This window comes from Rhizobium jaguaris (assembly GCF_003627755.1).
Lineage (GTDB): Bacteria > Pseudomonadota > Alphaproteobacteria > Rhizobiales > Rhizobiaceae > Rhizobium > Rhizobium jaguaris.
Genome location: NZ_CP032694.1, coordinates 1,679,501 through 1,693,199 on the forward strand (window position 1 = coordinate 1,679,501; position 13,699 = coordinate 1,693,199).

A 13,699-nucleotide genomic window follows, 5' to 3' on the forward strand; every position below is an offset into this window, starting at 1 on the left:
ATGTTTTTATATAAGGCTATCGTCTTTCTTCCCCTGATCGGCGCGATCATCGCCGGCCTGTTCGGCCGCGGGATCGGCGCCAAGGCTTCGGAATATGTCACCTGCGGCTTGATGATCATCGCCGCAGTTCTGTCCTGGATCGTTTTCTTTACGGTTGCGCTTGGCCACGCCGATGGCGCGATCAAGGTCGAAGTGCTGCGCTGGATCCAATCCGGCGGTATCGATGCCTCCTGGACGCTGCGCATCGATACGCTGACCTCGGTGATGCTGATCGTCGTGAACACGGTTTCGACCCTGGTTCACGTCTACTCGATCGGATACATGCATCACGATCCGCATCGTCCGCGCTTCTTCGCCTATCTCTCGCTCTTCACCTTCGCCATGCTGATGCTGGTGACCTCCGACAACCTCGCCCAGATGTTCTTCGGCTGGGAAGGCGTCGGTCTGGCCTCCTATCTGCTCATCGGTTTCTGGTTCAAGAAACCGTCGGCGAATGCGGCTGCGATAAAGGCCTTCATCGTCAACCGTGTTGGCGACTTCGGTTTCGTGCTCGGCATCGCCGGCGTCTTCGTTCTCTTCGGCTCGATCAATTTCGATGTCATCTTCGGCAACGCTCAGAGCTTTGCCGCAGGGCAGGGCGGTCAGCCGGGCGATATCGTACTCAACCTCTTCGGCATGCACCTTGATCGTGCGCATGCACTGACCGGCGTCTGCCTGCTGCTCTTCATGGGCGCCATGGGCAAGTCGGCGCAGTTCCTGCTGCACACCTGGCTGCCGGACGCCATGGAAGGCCCGACCCCGGTGTCGGCGCTCATCCATGCCGCGACCATGGTCACCGCCGGTGTCTTCCTTGTCGCCCGCATGTCACCGATCTTTGAACTGTCCCCGGACGCGCTGACTTTCGTCACCGTCATCGGTGCGATTACCGCCTTCTTCGCGGCGACGGTCGGCCTGGTGCAGAACGACATCAAGCGCGTCATCGCCTATTCGACCTGTTCGCAGCTCGGCTATATGTTCGTCGCCCTCGGCGTCGGTGCTTATGGCGCGGCCATCTTCCACCTGTTCACGCACGCCTTCTTCAAGGCCCTGCTGTTCCTCGGCGCCGGTTCAGTCATCCACGCCGTCGACGGCGAGCAGGATATGCGTCACATGGGTGGCTTGCGTACGCACATCAACAAGACCTTCTGGGTTATGGTTATCGGGACGGTGGCAATCACCGGCGTCGGCATTCCCTTCACCCATTTCGGTTTTGCCGGCTTTATTTCCAAGGATGCGATCATCGAGGCTGCCTATGCTTCCCACAGCTCGGTCGCCGGCTTCGCCTTTACGCTCCTGGTCATCGCAGCGCTGTTCACCAGCTTCTATTCCTGGCGCCTGATCTTCATGACCTTCTTCGGCAAGCCTCGCGCTTCGCACGAGGTCATGCATCACGTGCATGAATCACCGAACGTCATGCTGGTCCCGCTCTACCTGCTGGCGCTCGGGGCTGTCCTCGCCGGCATGGTCTTCAGAAGCGATTTCGTTGGCGAGGCCTATGGCGAGTTCTGGAAGACTGCACTGTTCTCATTGCCTACGAACCATATCTTCGAAGAGATGGAACATGTTCCGGCTTGGGTGAGCATGAGCCCGTTCATCGCCATGCTGCTCGGCTTCGTGTTGGCCTGGTACATGTACATCAGGTCGCCGGAAACGCCGCGCGTCCTCGCGCAGCAGCATCGCGTGCTCTACGAGTTCCTCTTGAACAAGTGGTACTTCGACGAACTCTATGACTTCCTCTTCGTTCGCTCTGCCAAGGCGCTTGGTCGCTTTCTTTGGCAGAAGGGCGACATCGGGGTCATCGATACGCTCGGCCCGAACGGTGTTGCCGCCCGTGTCGTCGATGTCACCAACCGCGTCGTTCGCCTGCAGACCGGTTACCTCTATCACTATGCCTTCGCGATGCTGCTCGGCATTGCAGCCCTCGTTACCTGGATGATGCTCGGGAGTTCCCTCTGATGACCGATTGGCCTATTCTTTCAACGGTCACGTTCCTGCCGCTGGTGGGCGTCCTGCTCCTGCTGCTTATGCGGGATGACGGACCCAATGGCCGCCGCAACATCCTGAACGTATCGCTGCTGACGACGCTCTTCACCTTCGTTGTCTCGCTGTTCGTCTGGATTGGCTTCGACAATGCCAATCCGGGCTTCCAGATGATCGAGAAGCACGACTGGCTCAACTCCGGCATCAGCTATCATATGGGCGTTGATGGCATCTCCATGCTGTTCGTCATCCTGACGACCTTCCTGATGCCCTTCTGCGTGCTGGCGAGCTGGCTCTCGGTCGAGAAGCGCCTGAAGGATTACATGATCGCCTTCCTCGCCCTCGAGACGATGATGGTCGGCGTCTTCACGTCGCTGGATATCGTGTTGTTCTACGTCTTCTTCGAAGCCGGCCTCATTCCGATGTTCCTGATCATCGGTGTCTGGGGCGGTAGGGATCGCGTCTACGCCAGCTACAAGTTCTTCCTCTACACGCTGCTTGGCTCGGTGCTGATGCTGCTCGCCATCATGGCAATGTACTGGCAGGCCGGCACGACGGATATCCCGGCGCTGCTCGCCTACAAGTTCCCTCCGCAGATGCAGATATGGCTGTGGCTAGCTTTCTTCGCCTCGTTCGCGGTGAAGATGCCGATGTGGCCGGTGCACACCTGGTTGCCTGATGCGCACGTTCAGGCGCCGACGGCGGGCTCGGTCATCCTGGCCGGTATTCTTCTGAAGCTCGGCGGCTATGGTCTCATCCGCTTCTCGATTGGCATGTTCCCGAATGCGTCGGAATATTTCGCGCCGCTCGTCTATGCCCTTTCGGTGATCGCTATCATCTACACCTCGCTGGTGGCGATGATGCAGGATGACATGAAGAAGCTGATCGCCTATTCCTCGGTCGCACATATGGGCTATGTCACCATGGGCATCTTCGCGGCCAACCAGCAGGGCGTGCAGGGCGCGATCTTCCAGATGCTGTCGCACGGCATCGTCTCGGGCGCGCTCTTCCTTTGCGTCGGCGTGATCTATGACCGCACCCATACCCGTGAGATCGCGGCCTATGGTGGTCTCGTCAACAATATGCCGAAATATGCCGTAGCGATGATGGTCTTCACCATGGCGAACGTCGGTCTGCCCGGCACCTCCGGCTTCATCGGTGAATTCCTGACCCTGATCGGCGTCTTCCGCGCCAACACCTGGGTTGCACTGTTTGCCGCCACTGGCGTCATTCTTTCAGCCGCTTATGCGCTTTGGCTCTACCGCCGCGTCATCTTCGGCGCGCTGGAAAAGGAAAATCTCAAGAAGCTGCTGGATCTGTCGCCGCGCGAACAGCTCATCCTCTATCCGCTGATCGCGTTGACGATCTTCTTCGGCGTCTATCCGGCTCCGATCTTCGATGCGACGGCCGCTTCGGTGGATCTGCTCGTGAACAACTATACCGCAGCCCTGCACGCCGCGCAGAATGTTGCGCTGTCGATGAATTGATGACGGGACTTATTCGACATGACTGCTGACACAATTCTTGCAAGCCTGCATCTTTCCATCCCGGAGCTCATCCTCGCGGTCGGTGCGCTTGTGCTGCTCATGATCGGGGTCTTCGCGGGCGAACGGTCGGGCCCGACCATCACCGGCCTTGCCATCGCCGTTCTCGCGGTGGCCGGTCTCTGGATCATCTTCGTGCCGGGCGAAGGCCTGGCTTACGGCGGCGCCTATCTCGCCGACGGCTTCTCGCGCTTCATGAAGGTCGTGGCGCTGATCGGCTCGATCGTCGCCATGTTCATGAGCATGGGACATGCGCGCGAGCAGCAGCTCGATCGTTTTGAGTTCCCGGTGCTGTTGCTGCTGGCAACCCTCGGCATTCTGCTGATGATCTCGGCCCATGACCTGATCTCGCTTTACCTTTCGCTGGAGCTGCAGTCGCTGGCACTTTACGTCGTTGCTGCCATCAATCGCGACAGCATCAAGTCGACGGAAGCTGGCCTGAAGTATTTCGTGCTCGGCGCGCTGTCCTCGGGCATGCTGCTCTATGGTATGTCGCTGGTCTATGGCTTCACTGGTCACACCACCTTCGACGCCATCGCTACGGCGCTCACCGCGGAAACCCGCTCGCTCGGTCTCGTTTTCGGCCTGGTTTTCGTTCTCGCAGGCCTGGCCTTCAAGATTTCCGCCGTGCCGTTCCACATGTGGACGCCGGATGTCTATGAAGGTGCGCCGACCCCGGTCACCGCCTTCTTTGCCGGTGCCCCGAAGGTTGCGGCCATGGCGATCCTGACCCGTATCGTCGTCACCGCTTTCCATCCGGTGCTTGCCGACTGGCAGCAGATCATCGTCTTCATCTCGATTGCTTCGATGTTGCTCGGCTCCTTCGCCGCGATCGGTCAGCGCAACTTCAAGCGACTGATGGCCTATTCCTCCATTGGTCACATGGGCTATGCGCTGGTCGGTCTCGCTGCCGGCAACAAAACCGGCGTCTCCGGCGTCATGCTTTACATGGTCATCTACATGGTCATGACCCTCGGCTCCTTCGCCATCATCATGGCGATGCGTCGCAAGGATGGCCGCCAGGTTGAAAACATCGACGACCTCGCTGGCCTTTCCGCGACCAATCCGTTCATGGCGGTTGTGCTGACGGCACTGATGTTCTCGCTTGCCGGTATCCCGCCGCTCGCCGGGTTCTTCGGGAAGTACTTTGTTTTCGTCGCGGCCATTCAGGCTCATCTCTATGCGCTCGCTATCATCGGCGTTCTCGCATCGGTCGTCGGCGCCTACTATTATCTGCGCGTCATCAAGGTGATGTGGTTCGATGAAGCCAAAGACGAGTTCACCCGCACCGCCGGTTCGCTGCGTCTGGTCTTCGGACTCTCCGGTCTCTTTGTGGTCGCCTACGTCTTCTTCGGCGGTGCTATCGGCGGTGCGGCCGATCTCGCTGCCGCGACGCTGTTTTGATGGCGTCTGACATGAACGGCCGGAAGTCGCTCGCCGACTTCCGGCATGATGCGCTTTCGGAGACTGCGTCCACCAATAGCGAATGCCTGGAGCGGGCGCGGGCAGGCGATGCCGGCAATCTCTGGGTGACGGCAGGCCGCCAGACGGGCGGCCGCGGGCGCCGCGGGCGTCCATGGGTGTCCGAACGCGGCAACCTCTATGCTTCCCTTCTTCTGATTGATCCGGCTCCCATGGATCGCCTCGGTTCTCTGCCTCTGGCCGTCGCGGTTGGAGTGCACCAGGCGGTGCGCGGCGTGTTGCCGTTGGCGGCCGAGCCTGTCGAGGTCAAGTGGCCGAATGACATTCTGATCGGTCGCAAGAAGACCTGCGGCATTCTGATCGAGGGAGAAGCTCTTCCCGACGGCCGTTATGCGCTGGTGATCGGTATCGGCATCAACGTTTCCGTCATGCCGGAAAACCCGCTCTATCCAGTCACCTGCCTGCACGAGCACGGCACGACAGTGTCGCCGGAAGAGCTGTTTGCGCATCTTTATGCCTCTATGGCCGAGGCGCTCACGATCTGGAACAGTGGCAAAGGCGTCCGCGAGGTAACCGCACGTTGGCGCGAGGTCGCCTGCGGCATCGGTGAAAAGATCACTGTAAACCTGCCGGACCGTTCGATTTCCGGCCATTTCGCCGGAATAGATGATAATGGCTTGTTGATGCTCGATACCGGTGACGGCAAGATTTTGCCGATTGCCGCGGGCGATGTTTTTTTTAATCGTAGGTAGAAGATAGATATGGCGAACCAAGACGAACTGGTGTTTCTGCCACTTGGCGGCGTCGGCGAGATCGGTATGAATCTCGCGCTTTACGGCTATGGCGCGCCGGCACATCGCCAGTGGATCATGGTTGATTGTGGCGTTACCTTTCCTGGGCCGGATCTGCCCGGTGTCGATCTCGTGCTCCCCGACATCCGCTTTCTCGCCAAGGAGCGCAAGAATCTCAAGGGTATCATCATCACCCATGCGCATGAGGATCATTACGGCGCGCTGAACGATCTATGGCCCGGCCTGAATGTTCCTGTCTATGCCTCGGCCTTCACCGCCGGCTTGCTGGAAGCCAAGCGCGACTATGAAAAGTCGATGGGCGAGATCCCCATTACACCGTTCAAGGCCGGCGATCGTATCAATGTTGGCCCGTTCAGCATCGAAGGCGTGGCCGTCAATCACTCCATTCCCGAACCGATGTCGCTGATGATCCGCACGCCGGTCGGCAATGTCATCCATACCGGCGACTGGAAGATCGACCACGAACCATCGCTTGGACCGTTGACCGACGAGGCACGTTTCCGCCAGCTCGGCGACGAAGGCGTGCTGGCGCTGATGTGCGATTCCACCAATGCGTTGCGCGACGGCGTGTCTCCCTCGGAAAAGGATGTTTCGGAAAGCCTGCGCAAAATCATCGAGGATGCCGAGGGGCGGGTGGCGATCACCACTTTCTCCTCGAATGTCGGCCGTATTCGCACCATTGCCGAAGCCGCCGAGGCGGCGGGTCGCGAGATATTGCTGCTTGGCAGTTCGCTGAAGCGCGTTGTCGACGTCGCCCGTGACATCGGTATCATGGAGGGCATCAAGCCGTTCATCGCCGAAGACGAATATGGCTATATCCCGCGCGACAAGGTCGTCGTCATTCTGACCGGCAGTCAGGGCGAGCCGCGTGCCGCCCTCGCCAAACTCTCGCGCGACGAGATGCGCAATGTCGCGCTCGCCGCCGGCGATATCGTCGTTTTCTCCTCGCGCGCTATTCCCGGCAATGAGAAGGCGATCCAGGATATTAAGAACGGCCTCACCGAGCAGGGCGTGCATGTGGTGACGGATGCAGAAGCGCTGGTCCATGTCTCCGGTCATCCTCGCCGCAACGAGCTGCAGAGGATGTATGAATGGACGCGGCCGAAGGTCGTGGTGCCGGTGCATGGCGAGGCAACGCATCTGACCGCGCACAAGGACCTGGCCGAGCAATCCGGGATCTCCATCGTGCCGCGGGTTCGCAATGGCGATATTTTGCGGTTGGCGCCGGGGCCGGTCGAGGTGATTGGCGAGGCGCCGCATGGTCGTATCTTCAAGGACGGCACGCTGATCGGCGATTTCGACGAGATGGGCATTGGCGAGCGTAAGAAGCTCTCCTATGTCGGCCATGTCGCTGTTAACGTCGTGCTCGACGCCCGCTATGATATCGTCGGCGATCCCGATCTCGTGCCGATCGGCCTTCCGGCCTATGACGACGAGGGCGAGGAGATGGAGGATACCCTCTTTGACGCCATCGTCGGTGCCATCGAGAGCATTCCACGCGCTCGCCGCAAGGATATCGACATGCTGCAGGAGGCTGTGCGCCGCGCTGTGCGCGCCACTGCCAACCAGAGCTGGGGCAAGAAACCGGTCGTGACCGTGTTTGTCACGCGCGTCACCGGGCAATAAATAGGGGTTTCGATCTGATCGAGGAAAAAGGGGACAGCCATGCTCAGGCGCATCAATCACATTGCGATTGCCGTTCCTGACATCGCTGCTGCTTCTGCCACCTATCGCGATACGCTCGGCGCCAAGGTTTCGGCACCGCAATCCTTACCGGAACACGGCGTCACCGTCGTTTTCGTCGAATTGCCGAACACGAAAGTCGAGCTGTTGGAACCCCTCGGTGATGCCTCGCCGATATCTGCCTTTCTCGCCAAGAACCCCGACGGCGGCATGCACCATATCTGCTACGACGTGGATGATATACTCGCGGCACGCAATCATCTGATTGCGGCCGGTGCCCGCGTACTCGGCAATGGCGAGCCCAAGATCGGCGCTCATGGCAAGCCGGTGCTCTTCCTGCATCCCAAGGACTTTTTCGGGACTCTCATTGAACTTGAGCAGCGCACAGTCCTTTAAATCGGCGGCGATTTGGCAGAGGCACGCGCGCAATCCGGAAATGCTACTGTGACCTTTGCGCGTCTGGCTGGACGCGCGGCGCAGTTGTGTGACATTAGGGCGCTAAGCTGCGCTTTGAAATGGCGGGGTTTTGGTTCTATAAGCTGATTTAATGAGAAGAGGGCAAGCCGGTTTGCGGCCTGTTTCGAGGGGAGCGTCATGGCCCAGCAGATTTTTTCGACTTGCGCGGTCTATTTCGTTGTCTGGTGGATTACGCTTTTCGCCGTCCTGCCGTTTGGTTTGCGCACACAAGCCGAAGATAACCATGTCATTCTCGGCACGGTCGAGAGTGCGCCGACGAAATTTCGTGGCTGGAGGGTGGTGCTGATCACGACGCTGGTATCCGCTGTGATCTACGGCGCGTGGTACGTCAGCTCGCATTATCTGGGTTTTGGCTTCGACTCGATCCCGCCCATTGTTCCACGCGACTGATGGCTAAGGTTCATTCCTGAATATTTTTCGCAATTTTCGGATGAAGATCCTGCGCCCCTGAATAGCCCATAATCCGTCATACCCCTGTCATCTGCCTGAGGCAAAGAGGCTGCGCAACGGCGATCATTCCGTTACGTGAGTTCGCCGTGGCTGGAGACTGCATTGGAGCCCGTCGGCTGGAAAAACAGGCGATCGGGCGGGGCAGAAAAGCAAAAAAAAACAAGGCTGTAAGCCTTGTTTTTAAGTATCGCGTGATCCTTATCCGTTGCCGGGGCTGCGAACGAGCGCGCCTAAGATCTGATCCTCCCAAGACTTGACCGCGAAACGACAAGAATTTAGCCTTCTTGCCTCTTTTGTGAGCTAAAATTAGCTCAAAGATTGGGCCTTGTCATCTATTTTTTTGCATTTTTGCTACAGTCGCGCAGAATTTTTCTGTTGACAGATTTCGCTCACAAATCCTTAGAAACGTGCATCTTTTCGAAATTGTAAAAATATATGACGTTGCCCCGCATTTGCGGGTGTTCACCCGGTTTGCTCGCGCTAAATGCGGGTTTCTTTCCTGCGCCGAAGCAGTTATGAACGCCTCCAGCAGTTAATTTTCGAACGATTCCGCTGGATGCGGAACGTCAAACCATCTGGAATCAGCCCATGCGTCTGTCTCGTTACTTCATGCCCATTCTGAAGGAAAATCCCAAAGAGGCTGAAATTGTTTCTCATCGGCTGATGCTGCGTGCCGGCATGATCCGCCAGCAGTCTCAGGGCATCTACTCCTGGCTGCCGCTGGGTAAGCGCGTTCTCGACAAGGTCAACAATATCATCCGCGAGGAACAGAACCGTTCCGGCGCCATCGAGCTGCTGATGCCGACGCTGCAATCGGCTGAGCTCTGGCAGGAAAGCGGCCGCTATGACGCCTATGGCAAGGAGATGCTGCGTATCCAGGACCGTCAGGAGCGCCCGATGCTCTATGGCCCGACGAATGAGGAGATGGTCACCGACATCTTCCGTTCCTACGTCAAGTCCTACAAGGATTTGCCGTTGAACCTTTATCATATCCAGTTGAAGTTCCGCGACGAGATCCGTCCGCGCTTTGGCACCATGCGTTCGCGTGAGTTCATGATGAAGGACGCTTATTCCTTCGATCTCACGATGGAAGGTGCCGTGCACTCCTATAATAAGATGTTCACGGCCTATTTGCGCACTTTCAATCGCCTCGGCCTCAGGGCAATCCCGATGCGCGCTGATACCGGCCCCATCGGCGGCAATCTCAGCCATGAATTCATCATCCTTGCCGACACTGGCGAATCGGAAGTCTTCTGTCACAAGGATTTCGTCAATTTCGATATTCCTGCGGAAGACACGAATTTTGATGATGTCGCAGGGCTGAAGGGCATCTTCGACAAGTGGACGTCGCTTTATGCGGCAACCTCCGAGATGCATGATGAGGCGGCCTTCAATGCCATTCCTGAAGGCGAGCGCCTGTCGGCCCGGGGCATCGAAGTCGGCCATATCTTCTATTTCGGAACGAAATATTCCGAGCCGATGGGCGCGAAAGTGCAGGGTCCTGACGGCAAGGAGTATGCCGTCCACATGGGATCTTACGGTATTGGCCCGACCCGCCTTGTTCCCGCCATCATCGAAGCATCGCATGACGAGAACGGAATCATCTGGCCGGCTTCGGTCGCGCCCTTTGACGCCGTCGTGATCAACATGAAGGCCGGCGATCAGGCCTGCGACGCCGCTTGCGAAACGGTCTATGCAGCGCTTTCGAAGGCCGGCAAGGACGTGCTTCTCGACGACAGGGACGAGCGCGCCGGAACGAAGTTTGCCACCGCCGATCTGATCGGCGTGCCCGTGCAGATCATCGTCGGGCCACGATCGATCGCGAACGGCGAAGTGGAAGTCAAGGACCGCAAGACGGGTGCCCGCGAGACGATGACTGTCGAAGCGGCGCTCAATCGGCTGGCAGGCTGATAAACGATAAGGAAGAGAAGCGAATGGCGGTAAGCGCGGCAGTGGAGCAGCAGGGGAAGGTCCTGAAAACCAGCCCATCATCGCGTCCGTTCTCCGGCTTCGAACGGCTCGTCGCCTGGCGCTATCTGCGCGCCCGGCGCAAGGAAGCATCGATTTCGGTCATCGCCGGCTTCTCGCTGGTCGGCATCATGCTCGGCGTCGCGGCTTTGATCATCGTCATGGCCGTCATGAACGGTTTTCGCGCGGAGCTCTTCAAGCAGATCCTCGGCTTTAACGGCCATGTCGTTGTCCAGCCGGTGGATTCGCCTCTGAATGATTATGCTTCGCTGGCGCAGAGGCTTGCTGCCGTCCCCGGCGTCACCATGGCATTGCCGCTGGTCGAAGGAGAGACGCTTGCTTCCGGCCGCGGCGGTTCGGGCACTGGCGCACTCGTGAGGGGTATCCGCGCCGAAGACCTCACCAAGCTTAAGACCGTTTCGGACCATATCGTCGATGGCGATATGGTTGGCTTTACAGCCGGCCAGGGCGTTATGGTCGGCTCACGTCTGGCCCGGCAACTGGGTCTTACCGTCGGGGATCAGATCACGCTCACGGCACCAGACGGCGACGTGACGCCCTTCGGCGTCAATCCGCGGGTCAAAGCCTATGCGATCTCCGGCATCTTCGAAGTCGGCATGTCGGAATATGATTCCTCCGTGGTCTTCATGCCGCTGGAGGAATCGCAGCTCTTTTTCAATGCCGAGGGGATCGTCGAGAAGATCGAGCTCTTCGTCAGCAATCCGGATGATGTCGACGAATTGAGGCCGAAGATCGAGGCGGCGGCGGGGCGGCAGGTCTTTCTGACGGATTGGCGACAGGTCAACGAGACCTTTTTCTCGGCGCTGCAGGTCGAACGCAACACTATGTTCATGATCCTCACGCTGATCGTCATCGTCGCTGCACTCAACATCATTTCCGGCCTGATCATGTTGGTGAAGGATAAGGGAAGCGATATCGCCATTTTGCGCACCATGGGCGCGACATCCGGGGCGATCATGCGCATCTTCTTCATGACGGGCGCGGCGATCGGCGTCGTCGGCACGGTCGCCGGCGTCGCGCTCGGTGTCGTCGTCTGCCTCAACATCGAATCGATCCGCCAGTTCTTCTCCTGGATATCTGGCACGGTGATCTTCAATCCCGAGGTCTATTTCCTCAGTAAGTTGCCGGCGCAAATGAATCTCGGCGAGACCATCTCGGTGGTCGTGATGGCGCTGACGCTATCCTTCCTCGCCACGATCTTTCCGGCCTGGCGCGCCTCGCGGCTCGATCCGGTGCAGGCGCTACGGTACGAATAAGGAATTCCACATTTGATGAAGCGCAACGTCGTTCTCCAGCTTACGGGCGTGGAGCGTCATTACGGGCAGGGCGAAACGCGGCTGTCGATCCTGAAGGGCGCCGATTTTGCCTTGAGCAGCGGCGAGATCGTCGCCCTCGTCGCACCCTCGGGAACGGGGAAATCGACGCTTTTGCACGTGGCAGGTCTGCTGGAGCATCCCGACGGCGGCGAGGTGACGATCAACGGCCATGCCTGTGAGGGATTGTCCGACGAAAAGCGTACCGCCGTCCGCCGCAGCGAGATCGGCTTCGTCTATCAGTTCCATCATCTGCTGCCGGAGTTTTCGGCGCTGGAAAATATCATGATGCCGCAGCTGATATCCGGTCTCTCATGGAAGGAGGCGAGCGCCCGTGCCGCCCAGCTCCTCGACTATATGCGCATCGGCCACCGCGCTGACCATCGCCCGGCTGAGCTTTCCGGCGGCGAACAGCAGCGTGTCGCCATCGCCCGAGCCGTCGCCAACGCCCCGCTGGTGCTTTTGGCCGACGAGCCGACCGGCAACCTCGATCCGGATACCGCCCACTATGTCTTTGACGCGCTGGAGGCGCTGGTACGCCAGTCCGGACTTGCGGCGCTGATTGCCACGCACAATCACGACCTCGCCGCTCGCATGGACCGCCGCGTCACCATCAACGACGGCAAGGTCGTTGAGTTCTGACGGCGTCAAGGGACAATCAGCCCGCCGCGATAATCCAGCTCATAGGCCTTACGCTCGTTCACCAGGATGATCTCGTGGCCGATAAAATGATCGCAATCGCCGGTGCTGCGATCGACATAGCGGCCAAGCGGATGGTCGAATTCAAAGCCGCCAAGAAAGCGTTTCTCATCTAGGTAAAGCCGCATGAGGGCCGCCTTGATAATCATGCCCGTGGCCTTGGCGTCGATCAAATCGGGCTCCGCGATCCGTCCGAAATAGTTCATTGCCCACACGGGCTCGTCATCGAGCCAGATCAGCTCCTGTCCGGCGAAATCCGTGCCGCCGAAATAGCTGTCGAGATAGCGCCAACGGCCGCGGGCATAGCCGATATCATGCGAACCGTTGCAGCAGGACGGAAGAGCTACGCCGTCGCCGACATAGGTTTCGGCTTTGGCGGTGACAATAAAATCATTCAGCTCGGCAAGATCCGGCACGGTTCTCTCCATCTAGTGATGAGAGGTCAGGATGCCACGCACGCTTCGGCTTGTAAAGAACATATAGTGAACAAATGAGCTATTGTTACTGGTTTACGCCACAGCCCTTCTGACCGATATCGTCGTTCCAATCCTGGATCTTGATGGTCCTGGCCTCGATCTTGAGTTCCTTGCCGCCCTTCGTCGCCTTGCCGGTCAGGACATTGTAGTCGCAGGTGAAGCTGCCGTCAGGATTGAGAGTGTCCCGGTAGTCATAGGTGTAGCCGGCAACGACGAAGGCGTTGTTCCTGAAGGCGAGGGTGAGCGTCTGATGCCAGCGATCGCGACCGATTGCATCGTTCTGTGAGGTAACCGCGATCGAGCCATTGGGCAGTGCCGCGATCGACGGCTCCTGACCGACGATGCCGCCGGGCTCGGCGCTGCCCCATATCTTGTCAGGTGCGGCGGCCGCCAGCTTGAGCAACGAATGTTCTTTGTCGAGGAGATAAATATAGATGCCGATCGTATTGTCGGCCTGGTCGTTCGGAGGCGCTAACGCCAGCAATGCAAGGTCCGGCTTGCCGTCCTTGTTCCAGTCGCCGATTGCGGCGTCGATGATGCGGTCTGGCGCGATCATATCTTCGGCCTGAGCCGCTGATGTAACCGAAAGCAGAATGAGAGCGCAGGCAAGTGACGTCATCGTGATCTCTCCGTTCGCGTTTTCATAGCTTAGGGTTGTGCCTTCCGTCCATCGACATACTCCAAACAACGACGATGAAAATTATTGATGCAGCTATTGACTCTCGAACATAAATAGAACAAAAAAGAAACATAACGAGTAAGGAGCGCGTAAATGACCGATATCATTCGAGACGTTGCAGCATTCACCTCCATCG

12 protein-coding genes are annotated in these 13,699 nt (G+C 58.6%); 10 read left to right on the top strand and 2 right to left on the bottom strand.

From position 1 onward, the window contains the following. From nuoL to CCGE525_RS08240, 10 genes are all read left to right on the top strand, one after another. Positions 1 to 1,995, top strand: coding sequence for an NADH-quinone oxidoreductase subunit L (nuoL, locus tag CCGE525_RS08195; protein ID WP_120703849.1), 1,995 nt, complete (start codon positions 1 to 3; stop codon positions 1,993 to 1,995). Beyond that, complete coding sequence (locus CCGE525_RS08200) at positions 1,995 to 3,506, top strand: NADH-quinone oxidoreductase subunit M (RefSeq protein WP_120703850.1); 1,512 nt, start codon at positions 1,995 to 1,997, stop codon at positions 3,504 to 3,506. Before nuoL ends, CCGE525_RS08200 begins: the two co-directional genes overlap by 1 nt. A gap of 18 nt (positions 3,507 to 3,524) precedes the next feature. Next, positions 3,525 to 4,967, top strand: a complete 1,443-nt coding sequence (gene nuoN / locus CCGE525_RS08205; RefSeq protein ID WP_120703851.1) for an NADH-quinone oxidoreductase subunit NuoN — start codon at positions 3,525 to 3,527, stop codon at positions 4,965 to 4,967. Further along, positions 4,967 to 5,737 carry a biotin--[acetyl-CoA-carboxylase] ligase gene (locus CCGE525_RS08210; RefSeq protein WP_120703852.1) on the top strand — a complete coding sequence of 257 codons (771 nt, stop codon included), beginning with the start codon at positions 4,967 to 4,969 and terminating at the stop codon, positions 5,735 to 5,737. Before nuoN ends, CCGE525_RS08210 begins: the two co-directional genes overlap by 1 nt. A gap of 9 nt (positions 5,738 to 5,746) precedes the next feature. Continuing rightward, entirely contained in the window at positions 5,747 to 7,423 is a 1,677-nt protein-coding gene (locus tag CCGE525_RS08215) for a ribonuclease J (RefSeq protein WP_120703853.1), read from the top strand. Between the two features lie 39 nt (positions 7,424 to 7,462). Next, entirely contained in the window at positions 7,463 to 7,876 is a 414-nt protein-coding gene (mce, locus tag CCGE525_RS08220; RefSeq protein ID WP_120703854.1) for a methylmalonyl-CoA epimerase, read from the top strand. A 198-nt stretch (positions 7,877 to 8,074) separates the two neighbouring features. After that, positions 8,075 to 8,347, top strand: coding sequence for a DUF1467 family protein (locus tag CCGE525_RS08225; RefSeq protein ID WP_120703855.1), 273 nt, complete (start codon positions 8,075 to 8,077; stop codon positions 8,345 to 8,347). A 648-nt stretch (positions 8,348 to 8,995) separates the two neighbouring features. Then, positions 8,996 to 10,318: a proline--tRNA ligase gene (proS, locus tag CCGE525_RS08230; RefSeq protein WP_120703856.1), complete on the top strand. Its 1,323-nt coding sequence runs from the start codon at positions 8,996 to 8,998 to the stop codon at positions 10,316 to 10,318. 23 nt (positions 10,319 to 10,341) lie between these two features. Further along, positions 10,342 to 11,652 carry a lipoprotein-releasing ABC transporter permease subunit gene (locus tag CCGE525_RS08235; protein ID WP_120703857.1) on the top strand — a complete coding sequence of 437 codons (1,311 nt, stop codon included), beginning with the start codon at positions 10,342 to 10,344 and terminating at the stop codon, positions 11,650 to 11,652. A 15-nt stretch (positions 11,653 to 11,667) separates the two neighbouring features. Then, positions 11,668 to 12,351: an ABC transporter ATP-binding protein gene (locus CCGE525_RS08240; RefSeq protein ID WP_120703858.1), complete on the top strand. Its 684-nt coding sequence runs from the start codon at positions 11,668 to 11,670 to the stop codon at positions 12,349 to 12,351. Positions 12,352 to 12,356: 5 nt separating this feature from the next. On the opposite strand, the gene CCGE525_RS08245 is transcribed toward CCGE525_RS08240, so the two are convergent. Both CCGE525_RS08245 and CCGE525_RS08250 read right to left on the bottom strand, forming a co-directional pair. Continuing rightward, complete coding sequence (locus CCGE525_RS08245; RefSeq protein WP_120703859.1) at positions 12,357 to 12,824, bottom strand: DUF5680 domain-containing protein; 468 nt, start codon at positions 12,822 to 12,824, stop codon at positions 12,357 to 12,359. Positions 12,825 to 12,909: 85 nt separating this feature from the next. Next, entirely contained in the window at positions 12,910 to 13,503 is a 594-nt protein-coding gene (locus CCGE525_RS08250; RefSeq protein ID WP_120703860.1) for a hypothetical protein, read from the bottom strand. Between the last annotated feature and the right edge of the window lie 196 nt (positions 13,504 to 13,699).